This window comes from Ralstonia sp. SET104, assembly GCF_003851545.1.
Classification (GTDB): Bacteria; Pseudomonadota; Gammaproteobacteria; order Burkholderiales; family Burkholderiaceae; genus Ralstonia.
Genome location: NZ_BHVX01000003.1, coordinates 113823 through 135595, shown reverse-complemented (window position 1 = coordinate 135595; position 21773 = coordinate 113823). Strand labels below are relative to the sequence as shown.

General features: G+C 63.7%; 23 protein-coding genes, 1 tRNA gene and 1 pseudogene. 12 read left to right on the top strand and 13 right to left on the bottom strand.

The features are described 5' to 3' along the window. Nucleotides 1-20 precede the first annotated feature (20 nt). Nucleotides 21-1130: an ABC transporter permease gene (locus PSUB009319_RS05290; protein WP_124381196.1), complete on the bottom strand. Its 1110-nt coding sequence runs from the start codon at nucleotides 1128-1130 to the stop codon at nucleotides 21-23. Further along, complete coding sequence (locus PSUB009319_RS05285; protein ID WP_124381195.1) at nucleotides 1123-2619, bottom strand: ABC transporter ATP-binding protein; 1497 nt, start codon at nucleotides 2617-2619, stop codon at nucleotides 1123-1125. Before PSUB009319_RS05285 ends, PSUB009319_RS05290 begins: the two co-directional genes overlap by 8 nt. A 500-nt stretch (nucleotides 2620-3119) precedes the next feature. On the opposite strand from PSUB009319_RS05285, the gene PSUB009319_RS05280 reads away from it, so the two are divergent. The 8 genes from PSUB009319_RS05280 (at nucleotide 3120) to pcp (ending at nucleotide 10908) form a co-directional block, all read left to right on the top strand. Further along, the gene (locus PSUB009319_RS05280; protein WP_185453418.1) at nucleotides 3120-4334 is read left to right on the top strand and encodes a multidrug effflux MFS transporter; all 1215 of its coding nucleotides are present in this window, start codon (nucleotides 3120-3122) and stop codon (nucleotides 4332-4334) included. A 264-nt stretch (nucleotides 4335-4598) separates the two neighbouring features. Next, a complete protein-coding gene (gene pxpB, locus PSUB009319_RS05275; RefSeq protein WP_124381193.1) occupies nucleotides 4599-5246 on the top strand; it encodes a 5-oxoprolinase subunit PxpB in 648 nt (215 codons plus the stop codon). Continuing rightward, on the top strand, nucleotides 5243-6304 hold the full coding sequence (locus tag PSUB009319_RS05270; protein WP_124381192.1) for a biotin-dependent carboxyltransferase family protein: 1062 nt from the start codon (nucleotides 5243-5245) through the stop codon (nucleotides 6302-6304). Before pxpB ends, PSUB009319_RS05270 begins: the two co-directional genes overlap by 4 nt. A gap of 18 nt (nucleotides 6305-6322) precedes the next feature. Beyond that, a complete protein-coding gene (gene pxpA / locus PSUB009319_RS05265) occupies nucleotides 6323-7066 on the top strand; it encodes a 5-oxoprolinase subunit PxpA (protein WP_124381191.1) in 744 nt (247 codons plus the stop codon). 180 nt (nucleotides 7067-7246) lie between these two features. Then, on the top strand, nucleotides 7247-7972 hold the full coding sequence (locus PSUB009319_RS05260) for a DUF969 domain-containing protein (RefSeq protein WP_124381190.1): 726 nt from the start codon (nucleotides 7247-7249) through the stop codon (nucleotides 7970-7972). Between the two features lie 3 nt (nucleotides 7973-7975). After that, nucleotides 7976-8932: a DUF979 domain-containing protein gene (locus tag PSUB009319_RS05255; RefSeq protein ID WP_124381189.1), complete on the top strand. Its 957-nt coding sequence runs from the start codon at nucleotides 7976-7978 to the stop codon at nucleotides 8930-8932. Nucleotides 8933-9156: 224 nt separating this feature from the next. Then, complete coding sequence (locus tag PSUB009319_RS05250) at nucleotides 9157-10182, top strand: TRAP transporter substrate-binding protein (RefSeq protein WP_124381188.1); 1026 nt, start codon at nucleotides 9157-9159, stop codon at nucleotides 10180-10182. 78 nt (nucleotides 10183-10260) lie between these two features. Beyond that, the gene (gene pcp / locus PSUB009319_RS05245) at nucleotides 10261-10908 is read left to right on the top strand and encodes a pyroglutamyl-peptidase I (protein WP_124381187.1); all 648 of its coding nucleotides are present in this window, start codon (nucleotides 10261-10263) and stop codon (nucleotides 10906-10908) included. Nucleotides 10909-10951: 43 nt separating this feature from the next. On the opposite strand, the gene PSUB009319_RS05240 is transcribed toward pcp, so the two are convergent. From PSUB009319_RS05240 to PSUB009319_RS23140, 5 genes and pseudogenes are all read right to left on the bottom strand, one after another. After that, nucleotides 10952-11623, bottom strand: a complete 672-nt coding sequence (locus PSUB009319_RS05240) for a hypothetical protein (protein ID WP_124381186.1) — start codon at nucleotides 11621-11623, stop codon at nucleotides 10952-10954. Nucleotides 11624-11816: 193 nt separating this feature from the next. Next, nucleotides 11817-12449, bottom strand: a complete 633-nt coding sequence (locus tag PSUB009319_RS05235; protein ID WP_124381185.1) for a DUF2968 domain-containing protein — start codon at nucleotides 12447-12449, stop codon at nucleotides 11817-11819. Nucleotides 12450-12484: 35 nt separating this feature from the next. Next, on the bottom strand, nucleotides 12485-12673 hold the full coding sequence (locus PSUB009319_RS23150; protein WP_260392883.1) for a hypothetical protein: 189 nt from the start codon (nucleotides 12671-12673) through the stop codon (nucleotides 12485-12487). Between the two features lie 359 nt (nucleotides 12674-13032). Then, nucleotides 13033-13302 (bottom strand): LuxR C-terminal-related transcriptional regulator, encoded by a 270-nt coding sequence (locus PSUB009319_RS23145; protein ID WP_260392891.1) that lies wholly within the window; start codon nucleotides 13300-13302, stop codon nucleotides 13033-13035. A gap of 6 nt (nucleotides 13303-13308) precedes the next feature. After that, nucleotides 13309-13617, bottom strand: a pseudogene (locus PSUB009319_RS23140) (PAS domain-containing protein); the annotation flags it as partial. A gap of 48 nt (nucleotides 13618-13665) precedes the next feature. Here PSUB009319_RS23140 and PSUB009319_RS22865 point away from each other — a divergent pair. Next, the gene (locus tag PSUB009319_RS22865) at nucleotides 13666-13839 is read left to right on the top strand and encodes a hypothetical protein (protein ID WP_185453417.1); all 174 of its coding nucleotides are present in this window, start codon (nucleotides 13666-13668) and stop codon (nucleotides 13837-13839) included. Nucleotides 13840-14420: 581 nt separating this feature from the next. Further along, nucleotides 14421-14756 carry a hypothetical protein gene (locus PSUB009319_RS05220; protein ID WP_124381183.1) on the top strand — a complete coding sequence of 112 codons (336 nt, stop codon included), beginning with the start codon at nucleotides 14421-14423 and terminating at the stop codon, nucleotides 14754-14756. A 214-nt stretch (nucleotides 14757-14970) separates the two neighbouring features. Here the strand turns inward: PSUB009319_RS05220 and PSUB009319_RS05215 are convergent. The 6 genes from PSUB009319_RS05215 to PSUB009319_RS05190 all read right to left on the bottom strand — a co-directional run bounded on the left by PSUB009319_RS05215 (nucleotide 14971) and on the right by PSUB009319_RS05190 (nucleotide 19881). Continuing rightward, nucleotides 14971-15060 (bottom strand) — tRNA-Ser (locus PSUB009319_RS05215). Between the two features lie 85 nt (nucleotides 15061-15145). Beyond that, nucleotides 15146-16414 (bottom strand): radical SAM family heme chaperone HemW, encoded by a 1269-nt coding sequence (hemW, locus tag PSUB009319_RS05210; protein WP_124381182.1) that lies wholly within the window; start codon nucleotides 16412-16414, stop codon nucleotides 15146-15148. Between the two features lie 6 nt (nucleotides 16415-16420). Next, complete coding sequence (rdgB, locus tag PSUB009319_RS05205; RefSeq protein WP_124381181.1) at nucleotides 16421-17026, bottom strand: RdgB/HAM1 family non-canonical purine NTP pyrophosphatase; 606 nt, start codon at nucleotides 17024-17026, stop codon at nucleotides 16421-16423. Further along, nucleotides 17027-17743 (bottom strand): ribonuclease PH, encoded by a 717-nt coding sequence (rph, locus tag PSUB009319_RS05200; protein ID WP_124381180.1) that lies wholly within the window; start codon nucleotides 17741-17743, stop codon nucleotides 17027-17029. Between the two features lie 92 nt (nucleotides 17744-17835). Further along, nucleotides 17836-18750 carry a PP2C family serine/threonine-protein phosphatase gene (locus tag PSUB009319_RS05195; RefSeq protein ID WP_124381179.1) on the bottom strand — a complete coding sequence of 305 codons (915 nt, stop codon included), beginning with the start codon at nucleotides 18748-18750 and terminating at the stop codon, nucleotides 17836-17838. A gap of 105 nt (nucleotides 18751-18855) precedes the next feature. Then, nucleotides 18856-19881, bottom strand: a complete 1026-nt coding sequence (locus PSUB009319_RS05190) for a serine/threonine-protein kinase (protein ID WP_124381178.1) — start codon at nucleotides 19879-19881, stop codon at nucleotides 18856-18858. A 151-nt stretch (nucleotides 19882-20032) separates the two neighbouring features. On the opposite strand from PSUB009319_RS05190, the gene PSUB009319_RS05185 reads away from it, so the two are divergent. Both PSUB009319_RS05185 and gmk read left to right on the top strand, forming a co-directional pair. Continuing rightward, nucleotides 20033-20968, top strand: coding sequence for a YicC/YloC family endoribonuclease (locus PSUB009319_RS05185; protein WP_124381177.1), 936 nt, complete (start codon nucleotides 20033-20035; stop codon nucleotides 20966-20968). 22 nt (nucleotides 20969-20990) lie between these two features. After that, on the top strand, nucleotides 20991-21656 hold the full coding sequence (gmk, locus tag PSUB009319_RS05180; RefSeq protein WP_124381176.1) for a guanylate kinase: 666 nt from the start codon (nucleotides 20991-20993) through the stop codon (nucleotides 21654-21656). Nucleotides 21657-21773: the final 117 nt, after the last annotated feature.

Genomic DNA, 21773 nt, shown 5'->3' with positions numbered 1-21773 from the left:
CTATTTTTCTCTCGGCCCGATCAGTGATGCGCGCGCCAGCGCAGGCGGTAGTCGATGAGCGTGTCGCAGGCCAGCAGGAAGAACAGCAGCATGCCCTGGAACACCCCGGTAATGGCCGATGGCAGGCCCAGGCGCGATTGTGCGAGTTCACCACCGATATAGAACAGCGACATCACGATCGCGCCCAGCACGGTGCCCACCGGATTCAGGCGCCCGACAAAGGCCACCACGATGGCGGCAAAGCCGTAGCCGGGGGAGATGGACGGCAGCAACTGCCCGATCGGGCCCGTCACCTCAAACGCACCGGCAATGCCTGCCAACCCGCCAGACACCAGCAGCGCCGTCCACAGCGCCGCCCGTGACGAGAAGCCCGCATAGCGCGCCGCCTGCGGCGCCAGCCCACCCACTTGCAGCCGATAGCCTGCAAAGCTGCGAAACACGAACAGCGTCATCGCTGCCGTCATCACCAGCATGAACAGGAAACCCACGTGCAGGCGCGTGCCAGCCACCAGCGTGGGCAATACGAACGCGCTATCGAACACGATCGATTGCGGGAAGTTCATGCCGTTCGGGTCCTTGAGCGGCCCGTTGACCATGTACAGCAGCAGCAACTGTGCAATGTACGTGAGCATCAGCGAGACGAGGATCTCGTTGGCGTGAAAGCGATCGCGCAGCAGGGCGGTGATCGCCGCCCACAACGCCCCGCCGACCAGCCCCGCGATGACGGCGAGCACCAGTGCAAAGCCGCCCGAAATGGCGGGCGTTGGCGTATCAAAGTAGATGACCGTGGCCGCCGCAAAGATGCCCCCAACGATGAGCTGCCCTTCGGCGCCGATGTTCCACACGTTGGCGCGGTAACACACCGACAAGCCCAGCGCGCACAACACAAGCGGCACGGTCTTGAGCAGCACCTCGCCAATCGCCCGCTTGGATGCAAGCGGCTCGACCAGGAACACGCGCAGGCCGGCCATGGGATCTTTGCCCAGCAGCGCGAACAGCAGCAAGCCGAACACCATCGTCAGCACGAGTGCGATCAGCGGCGAGGCATAGGCCATGGTGCGCGACGGAATCGCGCGCAGCTCCAAAGACACGGGCAGCGCCACGCGGCTGCCATGCATGACGTCAGCCATGGGTCACCTCCACGTTCGACTGATCCCACATGCCGCTCATCCAGAGGCCGATCTGTTCGCGGTCGGTGGCGTGCGTGGGGGTGGAGGGCGAGAGGCGCCCGTTGGCGATCACGTGCAGGCGATCGCACAGCGCAAAGAGTTCGTCGAGTTCTTCCGACACGATGAGGATGGCGCAGCCCGCGGCTTTGAGCGCGAGGATTTCGTTGTGGATCTGCGCCGCCGCACCCACGTCGACGCCCCAAGTGGGTTGTGCAACGATGAGCACGCGCGGCGCGCATTCGATTTCACGGCCGACGATGAATTTCTGCAGGTTGCCGCCCGACAGGCTCTTGGCCAGCGCATCCGGCCCACCGGCCTTTACCCCAAAGCGCTGGATGATCAAAGACGCCAGCTTGGCGGCAGCCTTCTTGTCGATGAGCCCGCCGCGCACTTGTGGTGCTCGCTGGTGCGTAAGCAGCGTATTGGCCGCCAGCGACAGCGACGGTACCGCACCGCGCCCCAGGCGTTCTTCCGGCACGAACGACAGCCCGCGCTTGCGGCGCGCACGCGGGTCCAGCCTGGCCACCGGCTCGCCGTCGATCTTCACCATGTGTGCAGACGCGCGCGTGTCTTCGCCGGAGAGCGCAGCCAGCAGCTCCTGCTGCCCGTTGCCCGAGACGCCCGCCATGCCGACGATCTCGCCGCTGCGCAACTGCAGGGCGATGTCGCGCAGTTCCGTCGCAAAGGCGTGCGACTTGGGCAGCGACAGGCCGGCCACTTCCATGCGCACCTCGCCGGGCGTGGTCTGCGGGCGCAGTTCGCGTGGGGGTTCACCGCCGATCATCATGCGCGACAGCGACGATGCCGTTTCCTGGCGCGGGTCGCACACGCCCGTGACCTTGCCCATGCGCATCACCGTGGCGGTGTGGCACAGCGCCTGGATCTCGTCGAGCTTGTGGCTGATGTAGAGGATGCTGGTGCCTTCGGCCGCGAGCTGGCGCAGCGTCACGAAGAGCTTCTCGACGGCCTGCGGCGTCAGCACCGAGGTTGGCTCGTCGAGAATCAGCAGGCGCGGCTTGGTGAGCAGCGCGCGCACAATCTCAACGCGCTGGCGCTCACCCACCGATAGCGTATGCACATGGCGATGCGGCTCCAGCGGCAGGCCGTACTTGTCGCCGGTGGTGCGCACCTGTTCGGCAACGTCGCGCAGATCGGTGCCGAAGGGCAGGCCGAGCAGGATGTTCTCTGCCACCGTGAGCGTGTCGAACAGCGAAAAGTGCTGGAACACCATGGCGATGCCTAGCGCGCGTGCCTGGTGCGGGTTGGCGATCTCGACGTGCTGGCCGTCGAGCAGCATCTCGCCGGCGTCGGGCTGCACCGCCCCGAAGATGATCTTCATCAGCGTCGATTTGCCGGCGCCGTTTTCGCCCAGCACGGCGTGGATCTCGCCCGGCGCGACGGTAAGGCTCACGCCGTCGTTGGCGACCACGCTCGGGTAGCGTTTGGTCATGCCTGTCAGAGACAGGCGCGGTGGGAGTGGTGTCACAACAGTTGGCTCGTGGTTTCCGTGCCGCTCACCGCGAGCGCAGGGCTGTGGCGGAGGCGGTCTCTTATGGGCGTTGACAACACTTCACAACAGGCGATGCCGACGCAGGTTCGCGCCGACGCATCGCAGCAATCATCACGGCGCGTTGATGGTGAACATTAACGTTGAATTATATCGTCCAGCACCGCCGCGGACGCCGATTTCGCCGGGTGTGCACTTGCCTTGCACGAGGGGTGGCCGAGTGCAAATCCCGTGCCGGGCCAAGCACGCCGATTTGCCGATGGCAACTTGTCATGCCGAGGTATGCAGGTGGCACGCACGGCCCCCGCATGGGGCGCGTGGGCAAGGCCAGACGCAACATGCACTTGACCTGTGCGTAGGCGAGGCGTTTCGCTTTGCGCTACAGTTCGCGGTTTGCCTCGGCACGGATGCTGCGTCCGCTGCTGCGTCTGGTTTTCTCACTCATGACTGCTCCCGCTCCTGCACGATCCCGCATGCCGGGCCTGATTCCCGGCTGGCTCCTGCTGCTTGGCGCGCTCACGGCCATCGGCCCGCTGTCGGTCGATATGTACCTGCCGAGCTTGCCCACCATCGCGCGCGATCTGAATACGTCGTCGGCCGCGGCGGGGCTTACGCTCACCGTGTTCCTGATCAGCCTGGCGGTCGGCCAGTTGATCTACGGCCCGGCCAGTGACCGCTTTGGCCGCAAGCCGCCGCTCTATATCGGCCTGGCGATGTACGTGGCGGCTTCCATTGGCTGTGCTTTCGCCAAGGACGCCACCATGCTGGCCGTATTGCGTGGCGTGCAGGGGTTTGGCGGCTGTGCGGGCATGGTCATCGCGCGCGCGGCCGTGCGCGATCGCATGGACGCGGCCGGCGCCGCGCAGGCGTATTCGACGCTGATGCTGGTGATGGGCGTAGCCCCCATCCTCGCGCCGATGATTGGCGGCGCGGTGCTGCAGTTTGCAACGTGGCGCGTCATCTTCGTCTTGCTGACGGCGTTCGGTGTGCTGTCGCTCGTGGCGGTGCACTACCTGATGCGTGAGTCGCTGGTACCCGAGCAGGCGCGCAAATTGGCGGCCAGTCACGTGCTGCGCGACTACTGGGAACTGCTGCGCGATCACCATTACGCCGCTTATATGTGGTGTGGCGCAGTGTTCCTGTCGGGCATGTTTGCGTACATCACCGTGTCGTCGTTCGTGCTGATCGAGGGGTATGGGCTGACGCCATCGCACTATGCCTGGGTGTTCGGCAGCAATGCGGCGGGGATGATCGCGGCCTCACGCGTGAATGTGCGGCTGGTGCGCAAGTATTCGCCCGCGCGTGTGTTGCGGCGGGCGCTGTGGGTGCCGGCCATCACCAGCGTGCTGGCGGCGGTGGCGGCCGCTGCTGGCTTTACGCCGCTGCCGCTCGTGCTCGCCGCGCTGTTCTGCTATATCGCGTCGATCGGCTGCATCTCGCCCAACACCGGGGCGCTGGCGATGGCGGGGCAGGGCGCCCGCGCGGGCACAGGTTCGGCGCTGATGGGCGCCATGCAATTCGGCCTCGGCATGGTGACCGGCACGGTGGTTGCCGCCATTGGCCAGACCGCGTTGCCGCTGCTGGGCATGATGGCCGTGTGCGCCGTCGCCGCGCTGGTTCTGGGCTTGCGCATCACGCGCGAAGAGCCCAGCACCTGATTCCCCACGATTCCCGCTATTTGTCTACGCCTCTTGTTCTAGAGGCGCCTTCATCCTTTCATATGACTTTGGCATAACATGCCTGTCACGTAGATCGTGTCCGGCGCCTATGATGAGGACAGCCAGAGTGCGTTCGGATGTGACCAGACCTAGTGCGACTAAGGGTTACTTCTTATACAGAATTTATCGACGTTTTATTAACGTATCGCTTTCGTTTTCATCCGCACGTCGCAATGCGCGTGCTTTTCGAGACCGGGGGTTAAGTTGCAGTGCACGATTCACCGGCTGGGCGAACTGGCGCTGTTGTGCGAAGTGCCGCCGCCGGCCACCCTGAACTGCCAGCAGCGCATCTGGGCCATGGCCTCGCGCGCGTCCAACTGGGCGGGCGTGATTGACGTGGTGCCCGGTATGAACAACCTCACGCTCGTGTTCGGCCCGCTGGCCGATGCGCAGCGATTGACCACGCAACTGCGCGAAGCCTGGGAAGAAAGCCAGGCCCTGGTGGCCGACGGCAAACTCGTCGACATCGAAGTTGCCTACGGCGGTGACGAAGGCCCTGACCTGCGCGATGTCGCCAAGCACACCGGCCTGAGCACGGCCGAAGTCGTACGCCGCCACACCGCGCCCGAATACATCGTCTATTTCCTCGGCTTTCAGCCGGGCTTTGCCTATATGGGCGGGCTCGATAAATCGCTCGCCACGCCGCGCCGCTCGGAGCCGCGCATGGCGGTGCCGGCAGGTTCAGTCGGCATTGGCGGGGAGCAGACCGGCATCTACCCCGCTGCATCCCCAGGCGGCTGGCAACTGCTGGGCCGCACAGACGCGCCGCTCTTCATGCCGCAGCGCAATCCCCCCACGCTGCTGGCCCCCGGAGACCGCATCCGCTTTGTCGCCTCGAAGGTGCGCGCATGAGTACCAAACTCCAACCCATGATCGAGATCGTGCGGGCCGGCGTGCTGGCGTCGGTGCAAGACCTGGGCCGCACCGGCTATCGCCGCTTTGGTGTGTGCACGTCTGGCGCGCTCGACCCGCTGTCGCTGTACGTGGGCAATCGCCTGGTCGGCAATCGCAGCGATGCGGCGGGCATTGAGTTCACGCTGGGCAACGCCACCCTGCGCTTCACGGCCAACGGCTTGATCGCGCTGACGGGCGCTGATTGTCGCGCCACGCTCGACGGCGCGCCGGTGCATGCCTGGCGCGCCACCCCTGTGCAGCGCGGCCAGACACTGACCTTGCGTGTAGCGCAGGGCGGCGTGCGAGCGTACTTGTGCGTGGCCGGCGGCATTGATGTGCCAGAGATGATGGGCTCGCGCAGCACGGATCTGAAAGCCGGCTTTGGCGGCTTCGAAGGGCGCCCGCTGAAGGACGGCGACAAGCTGCCCGTGCTGCCTGCCGATACAACGTACGCCCCCGACATCAGCGGCGATGCCGTCGCCGTGAAAGCCGCGTGCTGGACGTTCGATCGCGCGCAGGCAGACACCCCCGTCATGCGCGTGCTGCCCGGCCCCGAATACGACGATTTCGTCGCCGATGCGCAAGCCGCGTTCTGGGCATCCGACTGGACGCTCACGCCCAACAGCAACCGCATGGGCTTTCGTTTGCAAGGGCCGGAACTCAAGCGCAAGAAGCAGCGCAGCGGCGATCTGCTCTCGCACGGCGTGGTGCCGGGCGTGATCCAGGTGCCGCCGTCGGGGCAGCCGATTGTGTTGATGGCTGATGCGCAAACCACCGGCGGCTACCCGAAGATCGGCTCCGTCATTCTGGCCGACCAATGGCGCCTGGCGCAGATTCCTCTGGGCACGCGGGTGCGCTTCGAGCGCGTATCGCTGGAAGAGGCCGAGGCCGCCCGTGCCGACGTGGCACGCTATCTGCAGCAAATTGAAACCGCGCTGGATTGGCAGCGCCAGGGCATTCTGTCGACCGCGCGGCGCATGGCAAAGACGCGGCCGAACGTGCAACTGAATGCCTGAGCACCCGAAGAGAACACCATGACTGCAATTGATCTGAACGCCGACCTCGGCGAAGGCTGCGATACCGATGAAGCCCTGCTCGCGTTGGTGAGTTCGGCCAATATCGCTTGCGGCTGGCACGCCGGCGACGTCAGCACGATGCGCCAGACCACCGCGTGGGCGCTGCGCCAGGGCGTGTCGATCGGCGCGCATCCGAGCTTTCCCGACCGCGAAAACTTCGGCCGCACCGAGATGCACCTGCCGCCGGAAGACGTCTACGCCGGCGTGCTGTTCCAGATTGGCGGGCTGTCGGCCATCGTGCGTGCCCAGGGCGGCAAGCTGGCGCACGTGAAGGCGCACGGCGCGCTGTACAACCAGGCCTCGCGGGACCGCCCACTGGCCACGGCCATCGTGCGCGCCATCCGCGATTTCGATCCGTCGCTGGTGGTGTTTGGCCTGGCTGGTGGTGAGCTGGTCAAGGCCGCACGCGAGTTGGGCCTGCAGGCCAAGGAAGAGGTATTTGCCGATCGCGGGTATAACGCGGACGGTTCACTCGTCAAACGCGGCACCCCCGGTGCCCTGATCGACAGCGAGGAAGCCGCCTTGGACCAAACGCTGACGATGGTGCGCGAGCAGCGCGTGAAGGCCACCGATGGCACGTGGGTTCCGATCCGCGCGGAAACGGTTTGTCTGCACGGCGACGGCGCGCATGCGCTGGCGTTCGCGCGACGTATTCGGGAACGGCTTGGCAGCGAAGGCATCGCTGTCCGCGCCGGCGCCTGAGCCACGATGGCCCCGTCCTTCCAACGGGGCCTTTTTTGAACCTGTTCGGGCTCCGTAGCGAGTGGTCCGGGGTTGGCCTGAGAAGTGCAGCCGTAGAGGCATACGGCGCGCATCGCAGGGCGACGACCGGGCCGCGCAGCACGAGCACGGGCGGGTTCGTAACTTGGGGGGAAGCACCACATGGGTACGGCAGTGAATCTATGGCCGCTGATCGGGGTGGTCGTCATCATCGCGGGGTTCATCCTGCGATTCAATCCGATGCTGGTGGTGGCTGTGGCCGCCATCGCCACCGGCTTTGCGGCATCGATGTCCATCGACCAAATCCTGACGGCGATCGGGACGGGCATCATCAAAACGCGGACGTTGCCGCTGATCATCCTGCTGCCGCTGGCGGTGGTGGGCTTGCTCGAGCGCCATGGCCTGCGTGAACACGCGCAGAACTGGATCTCGCGCATTCAATCGGCCACGGTTGGCCGTCTGCTGATCGTCTACCTCGGCGTGCGCGAGCTGACGGCGGCCGCCGGTCTGACGAGCCTCGGCGGTCATCCGCAGATGGTGCGTCCGCTGCTGGCCCCGATGGCCGAAGGCGCCGCCGAGAACCGCTTCGGCAAGCTGCCCGAGCCGGTGCGCGAGCGCCTGCTGGCCTTTTGCGCTGCCACCGACAACGTCGGCCTGTTCTTTGGCGAAGACATCTTCGTGGCGTTCGGCGCCATCGCGCTGATGCACACGTTCCTGCTCGGCTCGGGCATCGACGTGGAGCCGCTGCACATTGCCGTATGGGGTATCCCGACCGCGGTCTGCGCGTTCCTGATCCACTCTGTGCGCCTCAAGCGCCTGGACGGCTGGCTCGCCCGAGAGATGGGCGCAGCAAGCAACAACAACGCCGTCACGGCCAAGCAGGGGTAAGCCATGATTCTGTCGATCAACTATCTGTACTGGCTGGCCGGGATCATCCTGACGATCACCGCGCTGATGACCTTTGCCGACAAGGATCACCCGCGTCGCTGGACCACGGGCCTGTTCTGGGCGATCTTCGCCGCCATCTTCCTCATTGGCGACAAGATCCCGCCGATCGTGGTGGGCGCCGGTGCCGTGCTGATGGCATTGCTGGCCGGCACGGGCGGCGTGACGCTGGGCAAGCATGGTGAACTGCCGGCAGAAGAGCGCCGCGCTTCGGCCAAGCGCCTGAGCAATCGGCTGTTTATCCCGGCGCTGACCATTCCGCTGGTCACCGTCATCGGCAGCGTGTTCCTGAAGGACATCAAGATCGGGGGTGACCTGCTGCTCGATCCGAAGAACCAGACCTTCGTCTCACTGGGCCTGGGCTGCATCATCTCGCTCGCGCTGGCGTGCTGGCTGATGCGCGACACGCCGGTGCAAGCCATGCGTGAATCGCGTCGCCTGACGGAATCGCTCGGCTGGGCACTGGTACTGCCGCAGATGCTGGCCATGCTGGGCCTGGTCTTCGCCGATGCGGGCGTAGGCAAGGCCGTGGCGCACCTGACCACTGCTTACATCAACATGGACTATCGCCTCGTCGCGGTGATCGTCTATTGCGTGGGCATGGCGCTGTTCACCGTCATCATGGGCAACGGCTTTGCGGCCTTCCCGGTCATGACAGGCGGGGTGGGGGTGCCGATCCTGGTGGGCGTATTCCACGGCAACCCGGCGGTCATGGCGGCCATCGGCATGTTCTCGGGCTACTGCGGCACGCTGCTGACCCCGATGGCGGCCAACTTCAACATCGTGCCGGCTGCGCTGCTGGAGTTGTCCGATAAGAACGCTGTGATCAAAGCGCAAGTCCCGACCGCGCTACTGTTGCTTGCAGCCAATATCGCGCTGCTGTACTTCCTGATGCTGCACTAATCATGTCTAATGCGTGACGTGCGGTGTGAGTCACGCTGGCGGGTCGCTTGCCAGCGTATGTCACCGCACGGGGATGCACTGGAAAGCGTAGCGAGCGGGGTCGAGGTCGGTTCGAGAAGCGCAGCCATACACGGGTGCGGCTAGCATCGCAGAGCCGAGATCAAGCTGCGCGGTCGCTTGACGGTGCATCCTTTCTCGCATCGTGCTCTTCTCCGGGGGGATTCATGAGCAGCCAGATGACGAGCGGCCGTTCCATGTCGGGACGCCGCTTTTTTTGTGTTCTCGCAGCCAGCGCCCTGTCGCTGATCTCGGTCGCGCAAGCCAGCGCCGAAACGCTCCGGGTGGCCACGCCGTACCCGGCCCTCAATTTCCATACGCAAAACCTGCAGGCCTTCGCCAGCGCGGTCAGCTCCGCCACCAACGGTGGGCTCAAGCTCGAGGTCTACCCGAACGGCACGCTCCTCAAGCCGGCCGCCATTTTTGATGGCGTCAAGGACGGCAAGGCCGAAGCGGGTGAAGTGATGCTTTCGACGCTGGCCCAGCGCGATCCGCTTTTTGGTGTGGATTCGATTCCCTTCGTGGTGTCGGGCTATAACGACGCGCGCCTGCTGTGGGACGCCTCGCGCAGCCACATCGAGGCGCTGATGAAGGCCAACGGCCTGCGCTTGCTGTATGCCGTGCCCTGGCCGCCGCAGAACCTGTATTCCGAAACGCCGATCGCCCGTTTGTCCGACCTGAAAGGACATCGTTTGCGCACGTACAACGCCGCGCAAAAGCGCATCGCCGAGATGTACGGCGCGCAGGCCGTGCAGGTGGAAGCCGCTGACCTGAGCGCCGCCATTGCCGGCGGGAAGATCGACACCATGGTTACCTCGCCGTCCACCGGCCTGGAAACCAAGGCCGGTCAGCGCATGGCCTACTACTACAAGGTCAACGCATGGATCCCGAAGAACGCCGTGTTCATCAACGAGGCGCGCTTTGCCAAGCTGCCGCCGGCAACTCAGCAGACTGTGCTCAAGCTTGCCAAGGATTATGAAACGCGCGGGTGGGATTCAAGCCGCCAGACCTATGAGCGCGACGAAGCCGAACTCGCCAAGACCGGCGTGCGCGTACTCAACCCCGACGTGACCCTGCAAGGTGACATGCGCCGCCTGGGCGAGCGCCTGACGCGCGAATGGCTGCACACGGCGGGCACAGAGGAAGTCGACATCCTGTTGAATTTCGAGAACAAGCGCAGCAAGGCCAACTAAGGCTGCAACGCGCTTGGGCATGATGTTCGACGGACGTTTATCATCGTTTTAGTCTTACGCAAGTCGCAGGAGAACATCATGCCTACCGTCCTCGTCACCGGTTTCGATCCGTTCGAGAACGAGCCCCTCAATCCGTCTTGGGAGGCCGTGCGCACGCTCGATGGCCAGGGAATCGCCGGCGCCGAGATCGTCGCGCGCCAGTTGCCGACTCTCTTTGGTGAATCCAACAAGGTGCTCGGCAAGTTGCTGCAGACGCTGCAGCCCGATGTGGTGATCGCCGTGGGGCAGGCCGGTGGCCGTGCCGAGATGGCCATCGAGCGCATCGCCATCAATGTGGACGACGCGCGCATTGCCGACAACGCCGGCAAGCAGCCCATCGACATTGCGATTGCGAGCGACGGGCCGGCGGCGTATTTCTCAACGCTGCCGATCAAGGCCATCGTGCGTGAATTGCGCACCGCCGGGGTGCCTGCTTCCGTATCGCAGACGGCGGGCACGTTCGTCTGCAATCACGTCTTCTATGGGCTGATGCACGCCATCGCTCGCCACAAGCTGCCTACGCGTGGCGGTTTCATCCATATTCCGTATCTGCCGTCGCAGGCGGCCCGGCATCCGGGGCAGCCGAGCATGGCGCACGACACCATCGTCAGCGGCCTGCGCATCGCTATCGAGACGACCTTGCGTACGCTGCACGATGTACGCGAAACGGGCGGCCAATTGCACTAGGCAACGGCCGCCCGCTTGGTTGGTGCGGTGAAATGCGCGCCGATCAGTCCGTCGGTTCTTCGGTCAGGCGAGTGTGGCGTAGCGGCTCGATATGCACCGAGGTGCCAGGCGCGACGTAGCTGGAGGCAACTGGCGCCGTGTCAGTCATTGCGCGATAGGCGTCGAGAGGCACCGGTTTATCGTAAATCGTCGTGGCCGGTTGAGCAGGCACAGCAGGCATCGCTGTGCGGCCGCTTGTGCGCGCAAGCGTACGCGGCTTCATGGGTTTGTCCGGCGATTTCATGAGAGCAGGCGCGATCCGGATTTTTTGCTCGTCATCGGCTGTCGCGATGATGTCGGACCGTGCCTCAGGCGCTTTTTCGATCTCGATCTTGGCCGGATCGGCCCCAGCCGGAGCAGGGTTGGTGCTGGCCGCATGCTGCATCGGGGCAATGTCGAGCGCGGGTTGCACGCGCTTGCCGGTATACGCGCCGATCAGCGCGGCAGCCGCTGTGCACGCCATTCCGACAGCGACGATCGTCAGGCATTGGCGCCATTGCGCACGCGCTGCCCGGCGTTCGGTTTCGGCCATGGCCGGCAGCTCATCGCCCTGTACGCGGGCGAGCGCGGCGCGGAGCGTCCATACGGCTGGACGCGGCGTGCCAAACGGCGGCGGCACGCGCACGAAGCCCGGTATGCCCAGCTGGCCGTCGATGGTGAAGTTGAGGGAATCCAAGACCGTCTCCGCAGGTGGCCGCGGAAGGCGCTCTGGCCGCCCGCGGTAACAGCTCCAATGCTAAGAGCCGGTTGGGAGGCGGTCGATCAGACAAACTCAAAAATTTGTGGAGAAGCCTGTCGCGCCGGGCCACCGGCAGCACGCCGCAGAGGCGCCCAGCCGCGAGGGCCAATACCGAGTCGAAAAAGACGGATTACGGCGCGGGCGACCAGTGCGGGTCGTTGAGCTGCTTTTCGAGCAGGCGAATCTGCTGCTGCAGGGTGTCGACCTGCGCCTGATAGGCGCGGCGTTCGATGTCCAGCGCCTTGGTTTCCTGGCGCATGGTCTGTTGCTCCGCCAGCATTTTCTGGCGCTGGGTCTGCATGATGCGCACTTCCTGACCGAGCGATGCGGCTCGCTGCTCGGCGGCCTGGGCCTCACGCTCAAGCTGGGCTTTCTGGCCGGCGACCACGGCACGGCGCAAGTCGTCTTCGGCCCAGGTGCGCGTCTGGCGGGCCAGCGTATCGTATGCGCCCTCGGCCGGCGCTACCGAAGCGAACTTGTACACGCGCCACAATTCTTTGCGATACGACAGCGCGACGTAGGCAGTGGTGTCTTCGTTGACGAGCAGGAGGCTGGTGCCGTAGTCGCCGTTGTAGGTTGTGCGCAACTCGGTCAGGCGTTTCTGCGCCAGCAACTGCTGCAGCTCGGCAACGGTGCCGCCCGACGCTGCCGTGGACACTGCCGGCGCTTGTGGCGCGCTGGCTTGCGCGTGGACGAAGCCGGCGCCTGCAACCGAGGCTGCGGCAACGAATGAGAGAGCGGTTCGGCGAAATACGAGAGACATCGCAAGGTTCAGAAATCGGAGCCGACGCGACTATATCAGCTTTGCGCTCCAGGCCCCGCAGCGAGCGGTCCGATGTGACGTTCCGCAGCTTTTGAATCGTGGCGGCGTCGCGCCTTGGCGACGATGCACTGCCATTCGTTGCGGGAAACGCGCTCGCGGAACATCTCGATCAGGAAGTCGCCCACGTTCTGACGTGGCCTGGCCATGCCGAGCGTGGCTTTCAAGCGTCTCAATTCGTTCTGCAGGCGCGTGACCCGTGCCCGCGCTTTGGCCTGTTGCAATGCGCCGACGGGGGAATGTTCTTACTGACGCTTCGGCCGCTGCCAGCGCTCGCACGAGATCGGTACGTTGCTGTTGAAGTGGCTCAGTCCCGTCGTTGTGATTACCGAGGGGAGATTGCGTGTCCTCTAGGCGAGCAAGGGTGTGGCGCATTTCGATGCTCCTGTATCGGGTCCAAGTACCCGAACCCCGACGCCAATCGGGGTGGCCGGGCGCAAGGCAAGGTTGGCGTACCGGCGATACAGGAAACCGGCGAGCGCGAGCGCTCCCTCACCAAGGCACGGCGACGGGGAGGGCGGTAGTGTCAGCGATTCTGCATCTCTTTGAGCCACAGGCTCATCAGGCCAGCGCGGCCGCGCACGCCGAATTTGCGATAAACGTTCGTGATGTAGGAGTGCGTGGTTGAAATGGCAAGGCCGAGTTGTTCCGCAATCTGCTTTTCTGCGGCCTCAGTCAGCAACAGGTGCAATACCCGGGATTCGTGAGGCGCCAGACGCTCTTGTAGTTGCGCCAGGGGGCTGCGCTCCGCCAGCATCCTCGCTTCGGTGACGTTACGCGCCACGCCGATGCGCAATCGATGTTCCGCATTCCACTGTGCCGACCATGACAAGTGGACATCGGTGCCAAGCTGGTGCCGATAGCGATTTTCGAATCCAGTGCGCTTTGCACCGGTCTGAACGCGACCGGCTTCCCTTTGCGTTCTGTCACGGTCGTCCGGCGCTACGAGCTCGAGCATGGATTGCCCGACCAGTTCCGATGGCCGATAACCAAGGATGTCTTCCCACGCTGCATTGGCGTGACGGATTCGACCACGCTCGTCGACCAGAAAGACGCCATCTGGAAGACTATTGGCCAAAGCGATCGCATTCACATCTTTGAGGACTTCCATGGTCTGCCGCTTTTGGTTGCAATACAAAAAACCGATTGCCAGGCGCCGATGCGCATTATCAACCTTGGACGAATCGCAGGCAGCGTCAAACGGTTGCACAAGGCTGTGATCATGACAGCGCTGCCAGTTACTTCCCGCGCTCTGGAATATGTCGATCCAAGCCTGCTGGACGAGAAAGCAGCCGGCATGAACGGCATTTGCTGGCAGGTTTTTACCCTCTAATTAGCAGGGTGCCAGTCAGAATAGCGTCTGCTATCGTTCTCGACAATATGTGGTGTCGGCATCGTGCCGAATAAAAAATTCAGCGCCCGTGCGGTTCCATGGAATCGACGCAGGGCGGGTAACGGGGAAAAACAGCAAGTCGCTTGGCCGTCACAGGCCAAATCTGACTCGTAGACATGGGGGAGCGGATTCTCCCAGGTCTTTTCGGGTTGGCGGCCCGGCGATATTGCTTCAGCGTTGAGGCACAGGCCATCATCAATACGATGATTGGTCGAAACAACATAAAAGATGGGCGGGGAGGAGTCTCACGCGCTTGATCACCCCAAGCCCCTATGGGCTTGGGGCGGCGCTTGCGTTCTTGGCTTCGGTAGCGAGGCGCAGCAGGGACTGTCAGGCTAATCCGAGAAAATATAATCAATCAGCCTGTCGTGGTTGGGTGCCCGAATAATATGGATTTGATTTGCAAGGTCCGGCTGTACGAGGAACGCGGGCGCTATTTTGCAGTGTTGGTTGCGCCAGACACAATGTGCTCCAGCACGGGGCGAAACGTAGCCGAAGCTCTGGAAAATTTAGGTCGGTCAATGGCTGAGGATCTTCCGCCTCAAACGGTGGATTTCTCGATAGAGCCGATAGAGCTGATAGAGCTGGAAGAGCCCAAGAGAAGAGGCCTCGCAACGGGGCCAATCCCCGATCCTCGTGGACTTCCCCGCGCCGCTCCTCTTGTAAAGCGCCTGCTGAATGAGCGTTTCGGCAAGGCAACCTTGCGCGAACTCTCGGAAAAGCTGGGCTTGGACGGCGTTACTCCGCAATTGCTGTCTTCTTCCCTCGCGGGCAACGGAGCGAGGCGCGTTCGTCTCGCAATTGCCAAGGCGCTTGAGGAAGATCCCGATGCGCTTTGGCCAATGGCGCGGCACTAACGGGAATGCGCTGTTGAGGATATCAATGGCTTGCTGATCGGCGACTATGCGGTGCCGGTCGATTGGAGTGGCTGCTGTTGATTGGCAACCGTTGCCGCGCGGCCATTTCTTGCCCTTGGCCCGGAGGCAGAAAAAAGAAATGCCCCAGAACGGCGTCGTTATTGGGGATGGCGGGGGAGTGCTGGAGAAATCCGGCGTGCCTTGGAACAAGGACTGGCGGAAGCGGTGAGATTCGAACTCACGGATGGGTCACCCCATCGGCAGTTTTCAAGACTGCTGCCTTAAACCACTCGGCCACGCTTCCTTTTTGTTGCTGGGCTGCTGGGCTGCTCGTTGCGAGCAAGGGCGCCATTGTAACGGCACCCGGCGCAACTTGGCACGGGGTAACTTCAGTTTTCGTCGTCGGCCAAGAACAATTCCTGCAGATCGTTGAGGAATCGCTGTCCCAGCTCGGTCGGGCGGATCGCCACATGGTCACGCGTGAGCAGCCCGCGCTGCTCGGCGGCATCGAGCTCCCGCTCAATCGTGCGTAAGGGCAGGCCTGTGCGTTCCTGGAACAGCGTGACGGGGAAGCCGTCTGTCAGGCGCAGGGCATTGAGCATGAATTCGAACGGCAGATCGGCTGCGTCGACCTCGCGCTGCTCTTGCACGAGCGCCGCGCCGCCGGCCACGTCCGCCTGGCGCAGATATGTATCCGGATGCTTGTGCCGCATCTCGCGGATGACCCGGTGCGGAAAGCTCAGCTTGCCGTGCGCGCCCGGCCCGATGCCGAGGTAATCGCCGAATTGCCAGTAGTTCAGGTTGTGCTTGCAGCGCTTGCCTGCCTTGGCATAGGCGGACACCTCGTAATGCTCGTAACCCGCCGCCGCCAGCCGGGCGTGAATCCAATCCTGCATCGCAAACGCTGCGTCGTCATCCGGCAGCGCGGGCGGGTACTTGGCGAAGTACGTGTTCGGTTCCAGCGTCAGGTGGTACAGCGACACGTGGTTGGTATCGAACGACAAAGCGGCCTCCACATCGGCCTCGCATTCGGCGAGTGTCTGGCCGGGCAGGGCGAACATCAGGTCGAGGTTGATGTTGTCGAAATGCGCGCGGGCGATATCGATGGCGGCGCGCGCTTCAGCGGCGCTGTGGATGCGGCCCAGCGCCTGCAGATGTGCATCGTTGAAGCTCTGGATCCCGATCGACAGGCGGTTCACGCCGCTGGCGCGATAGCTGCGGAAACGCTCCGCCTCGAATGTGCCGGGGTTCGCTTCCATGGTGATTTCGGCATCTGCATCCACGGGCAGCAGCATGCGGATGTCCGACAGCAGGAGGTCCAGCCCCCGCGCCGACAACAGGCTCGGCGTGCCGCCACCGATGAAGATCGTGTGCACGTGCCGCCCCCACACCATCGGCAGCGCGGCCTCCAGATCCTGCCGCACGGCGGCGAGAAAACGTTCTTCCTGGATGCCCTGTTCTGGCTCGGCATGCGAGTTGAAATCGCAGTACGGGCACTTGCGCACGCACCAAGGCACGTGCACGTATAACGACAACGGGGGCGAGGCCGGTAGGCTGATCTTGCCCGGTTGCAGGAAGACGGAGGTGACCTTGTCACCGGTCTCAGCGGCGGTCGCGGAAGGCATCTTGCTGGCGCCAGCCGGGTGAATCGGAATCATCGAAATTCAGGTGTTTTCAAAGGCGCGCAGCCGCTCGACCAGTTGCGCGAGGGCCTGTGCGCGATGGCTCACGCTGTTCTTTTCGGCCTTGGACAGCTCAGCGGCAGTCTTGCCGAGATCGGGCAGCAGGAAATGTGGGTCGTAGCCAAAGCCGCCGTCGCCGCGCGGCGTGTCGATTACCTCGCCAAACCAGTTGCCCTCGGCAATGATCGGCTGCGGATCGTCTGCGTGGCGCACGTAGACGAGCACGCAAACATAGTGCGCGCCGCGATCAGCCTTGCCGGCCAGTTCGCGCACCAGCCGGGCGTTGTTGGCGGCATCCGATTTCGGCCCGCCCGCCAGCTGCGCATAGCGCGCGGAATAAACACCCGGTGCGCCGCCCAGCGCATGCACGCAGATGCCGGAGTCGTCCGCCAGCGCGGGCAGGCCGGAAGCACGGCTCGCATGGCGGGCCTTGGTGAGCGCGTTTTCAACGAACGTCGCGTATGGCTCCTCCGCCTCGGGAATGCCGAGCGCGCCTTGCGGTGTAACGTCGAACCCGAGGGTGCCCAGCATCGCGTTGAATTCCGTCAGCTTGCCGGCGTTGTTGGAGGCCAGGACGATCTTGCGCATTTACAGCCCCAGTGCTTGCTTCTGCAGGCTGATCAGCTCACGGATGCCCTGGTCGGCCAGGCCGAGCAGCGCGTCCATTTCAGCGCGCGAGAAAGGCGTGCCTTCGGCGGTACCTTGCACTTCCACAAAGCCGCCGCTGCCGGTCATGACGACGTTCATGTCGGTATCGCAGGCGGAATCTTCGGGGTAGTCCAGATCGAGCACCGGCACGCCATCGACCACGCCCACCGACACGGCAGCAACGAAATCGCGGATCGGATTGCCCACCAATTGACCCTTCTCGCGCATCACCGAGATGGCGTCATATGCCGCGACGAACGCACCGGTAATGCTGGCCGTGCGCGTGCCGCCATCGGCTTGCAGCACGTCGCAGTCGAGATGCAGCGTGTGTTCGCCCAGCGCGCGCAGATCAAACACCGAGCGCATCGCGCGACCGATCAGGCGCTGGATTTCCTGCGTGCGGCCGGTTTGCTTGCCGCGCGCGGCTTCACGGTCGGAGCGCGTATGGGTGGAGCGCGGCAGCATGCCGTATTCGGCCGTCACCCAGCCTTCGCCGCTGCCTTTCTTGTGCGGTGGCACCTTGGGCAGCACGCTGGCCGTGCAGAGCACTTGGGTATCGCCAAAGCACACCAGTACCGAGCCTTCGGCGTGGCGCGTGAAGTGGCGGGTGAGGGTGACAGGGCGGAGTTGGTCGGGCTGACGGCCGCTAGGACGCATGTGGGGCTCGCTTGAGAAAACGGATAACCCGACATGATACCGGCCCGCGCTACGCTCGGCAGGGCGGGCCGTTGGATGCTGCTGAGCAACGCTCAGCGTGTCAGATTGCTGGTCTTGTCGATAGCGGCGCGGATCTCGGCGATGGAGCGCTCGATTTCCTCTTCCGACATCAGCCCCGATTCGCTTTGCGGTGCGTCCAGGATGGAAGTGGTGAAGGCATTCAGCGGCAGGGTGTCGGTCTGTACCGAGTCCTGTGTGGCGGTGACTGCATCCAGCTCCCACATCATGGAGATGGCGGTGGTGTTGTCGGCGCTGTCGCCGGCATTGCGCAGCGCGCGGGCAATCAGCTCTGGAATCGCCTGCGTGACCGAGAAGCTCGTGCAGGTATCGACCAGTTCGTCTTCCTGCACGCTGCCCCACAGGCCGTCGGAGCACAGCATGGCGACGTCACCCGGCTCCAGGTTGACCGGCCCGCCGATGTCGATCAGCGGCAGGTTGGGCGAGCCCAGACAGTTGTAGATCTTGTTGCGCTCGGGGTGGTTGGCCACCTGCATCGGCAGCACGCGGTCCTGTTGCAGCAAGTTCTCGATCTTGGAGTGATCGCGCGTGCGCGTCACCAGTTCGCCCTTGCGCATCAGGTACATGCGCGAATCGCCCGCGTGCGCCCAGTGCAGCGAACCCCGCTGGGCCAGCGCGCAGACGATCGTGGTGCGCGGCGCATCCGGCAGGCCGTTGGTCTCGGCATAGCGGTGGATGTCGCGGTGCGCGAGCATGATGCTTTCGTGCAGGAAATCGCGCGGATTGCGGATCGACGGACGTGCGTGACGCTGGAACTGGCGCGCCATGGTCTGCAGCGCTTGCTGGGCCGCAACTTCACCCAGCGAGTGCCCGCCTAGGCCGTCGCACAGCACCATCAGCATGGCATCGCGCGTGAAGCAGTAGCCCATGCGGTCCTGGTTGACGCGTCGCGCGCCTTTCTTGCTTTCTTGATAAACCGAGAATCGCATTGGGGCTAATGAGTATTTGGTAAGGGAATGCGGTGCAGCGGCAAGTCCTGCCTCGTTTTGCACCGTTTTGAAATCATACTCCGCCTGCCAGGGGAGACTTGGCAGTCAACTGTCCCGGCGGCGCAACAGGCGGCTCATGAAACGCGTCGTCAACGCCTCTTTTTCTTCTGGCACAGGGCCACCCTGGGTGACGGCGGTCAGGGCTTGCAGCTCGGTCAGCGCATTGCTTTCCTCGCGCAGCACCTTCTGCAGGCGGAATACGCTCTGCGGGCGCTCTTCCGGCTTCATCTTCAGGCACCAGCCAACCAGATCGATCAGGCTGGCCGTGTACACCTTGCGCAGGCGTTCCAGGCCTTCTTCCAGCTTGTCTTCCTTCTCGCGCTGCGTGGCTTCTTGCGGCGGCGTGCCGGCCATGCACGCGTAGACGGTCGCGCCAATGCTGTAGATGTCCGTCCACGGGCCCAGCTCGTTGTGCTTGCGGTACAGCTCGGGCGCGGCAAAGCCCGGCGTGTACATCGGCTGGAAGCGCGAGGCTTCCGCCGTGAGCGTCTGCCGTGCGGCGCCAAAATCGAGCAGGATCGGCGAATAGTCTTCGCGCAGGTAGATGTTGCCCGGCTTGATATCGAGGTGCAGCAGCTTGTGGATGTGGACTTCGCGCAGCCCGCTCATCAGGTCATGGAAGACCTGGCGGATGAAGCGCTCGCGCAGCATCTTCAGTTTGCCTTGCTGGCGCGCAGCGAGGATGTGTTCCTGCAGCGTTTTGCCCTGCTCGTACGTCATCACCATGTAGACGGTGCCGTTTTCCCGGAAGAAATTGAGCACGCGCACGATGGCAGGGTGCGAAATCTTGGCCAGCGACCGGCCTTCTTCAAAGAAGTATTTGAGCCCGAGGCGGAATGCGCTCGCGCTTTCCTCCGGTACGACAGGAATCAATTCGCCGGGCGCGCGACGGGCCAGCGAAGACGGCAGATATTCCTTCACGGCCACCGGCGTCCCATGTTCGTCGGTAGCTAGATAGACGAAGCTGAACCCCCCGCTGGCCAACTTCTTTACAATACGATAGTTGGACAGCAAGGTACCGACCGGCAACGGGGCACTGCGCGGCTGTCCTGAGCCTTTTGACTCTGTCATGGGTTTGTGTGGCGAAATGGCTGTCGGATTCTCCCTGACCAGTCCACACGTTGTAAAGCGACAAAAGGTGGGGGATTCCCTGCCAATTCCTGGCGCTAAATAACCGCCGCCGGATTTCCCGATTCCACCAAGAACAACACACCACGATTCCATGATCCACAGCATGACCGGCTACGGCGTTGCCACACGCCAGGCAGCCTTTACCGATGCCCATGGCGCACCCAGCGGGAGCGTCGCCACCGTCTCGGTCGAATTCCGCACCGTCAACTCGCGCTTCCTGGATCTGCTGTTCCGCGCCCCGGAAGAGTGCCGCGCCTTCGAGCCGGCACTGCGCGAAATGCTGATGAGCGCACTGTCGCGCGGCAAGCTGGAATGCCGGATCAACCTGCAGCGCCAGGAGGCCGCCAGCGATGTTGCGGCGCTCAATGTGGACCTGCTGCAACAACTGGCCAAGCTGGAGCAGGCGGTCACGCGCCACCTGCCGGCATCGGGTTCGCTGCGCATGGGCGAAATCCTGCGCTGGCCAGGCGTGCTGGCCGAGCCTCAGTTAACGCAGGATGCGCTGCGCGACGCTGTGATCGATGCTGCCAAAGAGGCGCTCAAGCAACTTCTGGAATCGCGCCGCCGCGAAGGCGACGCGCTCAAGACCGTGCTGCTCGACCGTGCTGACGCGATGCTCGCCATCGTCGACAAACTCACGCCGATGGTGCCCGTTCTGATCCAGCAGCATCAGGACAAGCTCACGGAGCGCCTGCGTGAAGCATTTGGCCTGGCTGCGCCCGAAGGCACACCCGCGCTCACGCGTGATGAGCTGTCCGAGCGCATCCGCCAGGAAGCCACGGTGTACGGCATCCGCATCGACATCGCAGAAGAGCTCTCGCGCCTCCAGGCGCACCTGCGCGAGACGCGCCACATCCTGGAGAAAGGCGGCCAGATCGGCAAGCGCCTGGATTTCATGATGCAGGAACTCAACCGCGAGGCGAACACGCTCGGCTCGAAGGCTGCCGCCAAGGAACTGGCCGATGCATCGATGGAACTCAAGCTGCTCATCGAGCAGATGCGCGAGCAGGTCCAGAACCTCGAATAACTCGAAACGATAGAACTAAAACATGCCATCCTCTCAAGCGCACTCTGCCGTCGATACGCCCATCGAGAATCATTTTCCTGGCAGCCTGTTCATGGTCGTGGCACCGTCCGGTGCAGGCAAGTCGACGCTAGTGAATGCGTTGCTGGCGCAGGATTCGTCGATTCGCCTGTCGGTCTCGGCCACCACGCGCAAGCCGCGTCCAGGCGAGCAGCACGGCCGCGAATACAACTTCATGACCGTCGAAGAGTTCAAGGCTTGCCGTGATCGCGGCGAGTTTCTCGAATGGGCCGAGGTGCATGGCAACTACTACGCCACCTCCCGTGTGTGGATCGAAGAGCAGATGCGCGCGGGCACCGATGTGCTGCTCGAGATCGACTGGCAGGGCGCACAGCAGGTGCACAAGCGCTTTGCCAATGCGGTTGAAATCTTCATCCTGCCGCCGTCGCTCACGGCACTGGAAGATCGCCTGAAGAAGCGCGGCCAGGACGAACCCAACGTGATCGTGCGTCGCCTGCTGGCAGCGGGCTCCGAGATGGCGCATGCGCCCGAGGCCGACTACGTGATCATCAATGAAGTGTTCGACACGGCATTGACTGAGCTGCGCACGGTGGTGCAGGCCACGCGCCTGCGCTTCGGCGCCCAGAAAGCGCGACACGGCGAGCTGTTCGTCGAGTTGGGCATTCACTGAGTCAGTAACGCGCAGTCGCGTTTTTCAGCGTGATTGCAAAAGTGTGGTAGCGCCCGCGCCCATGTGCTCTCCGAAGCGAGTGCCGCGCTGCTGCTAAAATATCGAGATCAACAAGAT

Bases quoted from the DNA above. Each gene is read 5' to 3' on its own strand.
- rdgB (WP_124381181.1), bottom strand. From the start codon at position 17,026: ATGCGCAAGATCGTCCTGGCCTCCAACAACGCCGGCAAGCTGACGGAA.
- gmk (WP_124381176.1), top strand. From the start codon at position 20,991: ATGCCATCCTCTCAAGCGCACTCTGCCGTCGATACGCCCATCGAGAAT.
- pcp (WP_124381187.1), top strand. From the start codon at position 10,261: ATGCCTACCGTCCTCGTCACCGGTTTCGATCCGTTCGAGAACGAGCCC.
- hemW (WP_124381182.1), bottom strand. From the start codon at position 16,414: ATGATTCCGATTCACCCGGCTGGCGCCAGCAAGATGCCTTCCGCGACC.
- PSUB009319_RS05185 (WP_124381177.1), top strand. From the start codon at position 20,033: ATGATCCACAGCATGACCGGCTACGGCGTTGCCACACGCCAGGCAGCC.
- PSUB009319_RS05280 (WP_185453418.1), top strand. From the start codon at position 3,120: ATGACTGCTCCCGCTCCTGCACGATCCCGCATGCCGGGCCTGATTCCC.
- PSUB009319_RS05270 (WP_124381192.1), top strand. From the start codon at position 5,243: ATGAGTACCAAACTCCAACCCATGATCGAGATCGTGCGGGCCGGCGTG.
- PSUB009319_RS05290 (WP_124381196.1), bottom strand. From the start codon at position 1,130: ATGGCTGACGTCATGCATGGCAGCCGCGTGGCGCTGCCCGTGTCTTTG.
- PSUB009319_RS05220 (WP_124381183.1), top strand. From the start codon at position 14,421: ATGGCTGAGGATCTTCCGCCTCAAACGGTGGATTTCTCGATAGAGCCG.
- rph (WP_124381180.1), bottom strand. From the start codon at position 17,743: ATGCGTCCTAGCGGCCGTCAGCCCGACCAACTCCGCCCTGTCACCCTC.
- PSUB009319_RS05250 (WP_124381188.1), top strand. From the start codon at position 9,157: ATGAGCAGCCAGATGACGAGCGGCCGTTCCATGTCGGGACGCCGCTTT.
- PSUB009319_RS05190 (WP_124381178.1), bottom strand. From the start codon at position 19,881: ATGACAGAGTCAAAAGGCTCAGGACAGCCGCGCAGTGCCCCGTTGCCG.
- PSUB009319_RS05285 (WP_124381195.1), bottom strand. From the start codon at position 2,619: ATGACCAAACGCTACCCGAGCGTGGTCGCCAACGACGGCGTGAGCCTT.
- PSUB009319_RS22865 (WP_185453417.1), top strand. From the start codon at position 13,666: ATGCGCATTATCAACCTTGGACGAATCGCAGGCAGCGTCAAACGGTTG.
- PSUB009319_RS05260 (WP_124381190.1), top strand. From the start codon at position 7,247: ATGGGTACGGCAGTGAATCTATGGCCGCTGATCGGGGTGGTCGTCATC.
- PSUB009319_RS05255 (WP_124381189.1), top strand. From the start codon at position 7,976: ATGATTCTGTCGATCAACTATCTGTACTGGCTGGCCGGGATCATCCTG.
- pxpA (WP_124381191.1), top strand. From the start codon at position 6,323: ATGACTGCAATTGATCTGAACGCCGACCTCGGCGAAGGCTGCGATACC.
- PSUB009319_RS05235 (WP_124381185.1), bottom strand. From the start codon at position 12,449: ATGTCTCTCGTATTTCGCCGAACCGCTCTCTCATTCGTTGCCGCAGCC.
- PSUB009319_RS05195 (WP_124381179.1), bottom strand. From the start codon at position 18,750: ATGCGATTCTCGGTTTATCAAGAAAGCAAGAAAGGCGCGCGACGCGTC.